The sequence below is a fragment of the Paratractidigestivibacter sp. genome (genome assembly GCF_052362415.1).
GTDB lineage: Bacteria > Actinomycetota > Coriobacteriia > Coriobacteriales > Atopobiaceae > Paratractidigestivibacter.
Genome location: NZ_DAWEMK010000138.1, coordinates 1 through 3,722 on the forward strand (window position 1 = coordinate 1; position 3,722 = coordinate 3,722).

The window sequence follows — 3,722 nt, forward strand, 5'->3', positions numbered from 1 at the left end:
CGCTCACGACTCCCGAGCTGAGGCCCGCCCACCGCTCCTCCCTCCCCGAGCTCGACTTCTTCGCCCCCGCTCGCCCGATCCTGCGCGCCGGCAGGCCGGCTGCCTCGCGGACGCTTCTCATCAAGCCGTCCATATAGTCGATGTCGGCGAACTGGTCCTTGAAGATCTCGAACGGAATATATCCGGCTGCCAGCAGCTCGTTTCTTCTGATCGCGTCGTTTTTGATGGCGTCTGCCGAGGTGTGCCACTCGCTGCCCATGTAATCGATGCATGCTCCGCGTACGCTAGCATCCTTGTGGACGGGACTCACCAAAAGGTCCGGTTTTCGCTTCTTCGTCGCCGGCACGGCACCGGCGAGCTCAGTGAGCTCGACTTCATCGTTGAGGATCGCGCCGGCGAGTCCGTAACCTCCGCGCGCGAACCTGGCCGTGGCGCGCAGATAGAGCTGCGCCTCTGGTGGAGAGGCGGCGCGGACGGGCGCCATTCCTATGAGCCGCTCGAGCTTCGCCGACCACATGGGCCTGCCCGCCGCATTGAGGAACGCCCGGTATCCCTCGGGCGTCGCCATGGGGGTATCGCGCTGGACCAGTCCTTGTTTCTCCCTGTTCGCGACGCTGTAGAGCCCCATGAGCTCGGCGAGCAACATGAGCATTTCCACCTCCGTGAGCTTAGAGATCACAAGTAGAGGCAAAAAGAGGGGAGACACGCACCTGATCCCGGGCGCGAGCTGAACGAGCGCGCCGGGAGGAACCGTGCCGGAGTATACGTGGGGTCGCGCGCCCGCGCAGGCGTGCGTGCCCTTCTTGCTCGAGATGAGCAGCCCGAGATCGCCTTCGATTCCGGCGAGTTGTCCGCATGTTTTGTGGGCTTCTTTCAGCTCCGCGGGCGAAGGCAAGTGGGCGGGGAGCGCTGATGGGCAGAGCTCCGCTGTGGCCAGGTATCGGGGGAAATAGGGTTGGCGAATGACCTGGAGCGCAGCTATATGTGAGATCACGATGTCCATTGCCCGACTGTAGCGCAAGCGCAGCTCTTCGGTGGCTAAAAATATAAAAGAATAAATTGTATCTTACCGGTATCTTGCGGCAATCTGACGCGTATCTTGCATGAGTTTTCAACAATGAGAAGAACGTCCAGCTCAAGGGGTACGTCTGAACTTTATGGATTGCGGTGGAAGAAACCGAAAAAGAGCCGCGCCGGGATCTTGGGGCGGCTGTAGGGCATGCGTTGGTTTTATGGGGCGTCGGTAAACTCGCACGAGAAGTCCGGGGTGTCGGTAGGGCGCGCACCAGAATGCCGGAGCGTCGGTAGGGCACGCACCAGAATGCCGGAGCGTCGGTACCGATACTCCGGCATTCTGGTGCAGCAAGGTGTCGAGAAGGGCGTTTCTTACCGGGGATCGGGGCTGTCGGTAGGGATTACGCCGAAATGAGGGACCGTCGGTACCGACGGTCCCGGATTCTGGTGCAGCTTTACCGACGTTCCCGTTTTCCGGTGCGGCGCGAGGGCGTGAAGGCGTGAGACGGCTACGCGAGGCCGCGAGGCGGCGGCGCACGGAGAGCCGACGGCTCGCGGTTTGGCCGCCCCACGCGCCCCCGGCGCTACATGAGCTTCGTCGACTCGATCTTCTCCTCGATCCAGTCGTTCAGGCGGACGACCGGCTTGCGCAGCAGCAGGCCCAGAAGCAGCGCGGGCACGAGGTAGGCCGCGAGCATGGCGAGCTCCCCCCAGAAGTCGCCGTTGTAGACGCCGAACATCGCAGCGCGCATGGCGTTCTCGGAGTGGACGAACGGCAGCCACGGGTACGCCGCCTGGAAGAAGCCCTGCGGGAGCATTTGCACGGGGAACGTGCCGCCCGAGCCGGCGACCTGGATGACCATGAGGACGACCGCGATGGCCTTGCCCACATCGCCGAAGCTCGCGGTGAGCGCGTAGATGATGTTGACGAACACGAACGACGCCATCATGCCCGCGAGCACGAAGAGCACGGGGTGGGCGCACTGGATGCCGAGGAAGAACAGGTCCCCGAGCAGGATCAGCAGTGACTGCGCGAAGCCGACGGCCACGAAGAACACGAGGCGTCCGAGGTAGGAGTGGCGCGGCTTGGCGCCCGTCTCGCGGACGGCCTCCTCGCTCGGGTTGCACTTGACGAGCGCGGCGAGCACGACCCCGCCGATCCAGATAGCGAGCGTGGTGTAGAAGGGCGCCATCGCGCTGCCGTTGTTCTCGATGGGGTAGATGGCGTCGCGGTCGATGCTCACGGGCTCGGCGATGAAGTCCGCGAGCGCGGTCGAGCCGCCAGAAAGGATCGCGCGGATCGTGCCCATGTCGCCCGTGGCGAGCGAGCCGTCGAGCGCGCTGGTCAGGTCGCCGAGCTTGGTCGCCGCCTCGTCGAGCGAGTCGGCGGCGGAGCTCACGCTCGTCTTCGTGTCGTCGAGGTCCTTGGATGCCGAGGCCGCGGTCCCGTTTACCGCATCGAGGGTCGACGAGATAGACGAGCCGATAGCGTCAGCGTCGCTCGCGGCGGAATCGATCTTCGATGCGAGGTCGCCAAGGCTCTGCCTGAGGTCGCCCTCGAAGTCGCCCTGCACGGAGGTGATGCCGCTTTTCGCCTTGTCCACGAGGTCGTCGAGCTGCTGCTTCGAGTCGGCGGCGGCGCCGGAGGCGGTCCCCACGTCGCCTGCGGTCTTGCGCAGGCCCGCGCTGAGGTCGGCGAGCGAGGCGCGCAGCGACCTCACGCTCGAGTTCAGCCCGTCCACGGTCACGTAGGCGGAGTACACGTCGTCGCGGGAAACCCCGATCTGCCCGGTGAACCCGGGGTCGGCGCCGTTGTCCCAGCTCTCGTACCAGGTCTTTGTGAGGGTGTCGGTCTGCCCGAGCGCGTCCAGGAGCTTGTCGAGCTCCGCGACCTGGGTGTCCACGGTCCCCGCCGCGGACTCCAGTGCCGCCTGCGAGGCGCCGGCGGCGTCGCCCGCGTCGCTGAACGCGTCGTCGATCGATGCCTTGACCTTGTCCATGCTCGCCGAGCTGCTTGCGAGCGCCTTGTTCACGGAGTCGGTCGCCCCGTCGACCGCGGAGCTGAGCGAGCGCACGTCGCCCGCCGTTTCGCGCAGTCCGTCGCCGACCTCGGCGGTCGCCTTGACGGAGTCCGAGGCACCGCCCGTACCGTTGCCCAGAAGCGAGGACGCGGAGTCGAGGATCGAGGCGAAGCTGCGCGTGGTCGATGCGGTCTCCTGGAGGCCCTTCTGCGCGTCGGTCACGGCGGAATTGAGCTTACCCGTGAACTCGGCGAGCTGGTCGTCGTCGAGGTAGTTCGTGAGATCCTCGAGCACGCCCGCGCCCACGCTCGTCACGGACGAGGCGAAGGACTCGTCGATGTCCTGCTGGACGGCGGTCGAGGCTTTGTTCGTCACGATCTGCGCGATGGCGTTGGCCTTCTCGTTCTGGTAAAAGAGCACCTTCGGCTTGGTCGCGGAGCTGGAGAGCACGCTCATCATGTCCGTCGTGAAGTCCTCGGGGAACACGATCGCGGCGTAGTACTTGCCGCTCTGCACGCCCTCGATGGCCTCGTCCTCGCTCGTCATGGTGTACCCGATGGAGGTGGACTCGACGAGCGACGAGGTCATGCGTTCGCCCATGTTGAGCGACATCGGAATCAGCTCGCCGGTGTAGCCGGCGTCGGAGTTGGCGACGGCGACCTTGAGGTTGCCGGTGTTGCCGTAGGG

The 3,722-nt window shown here is 65.3% G+C and carries 2 protein-coding genes; both read right to left on the minus strand.

Annotation, left to right across the window (positions count from 1 at the left end; translation table 11 throughout):
* On the minus strand, window positions 1-1,003 hold a 1,003-nt coding region (locus ACT84W_RS09860; protein ID WP_444329085.1), incomplete at its 3' end, for a hypothetical protein.
* Window positions 1,004-1,598: 595 nt separating this feature from the next.
* A partial coding sequence (locus ACT84W_RS09865) for a YhgE/Pip family protein (protein WP_444329086.1) occupies window positions 1,599-3,722 on the minus strand: 2,124 nt, incomplete at its 5' end.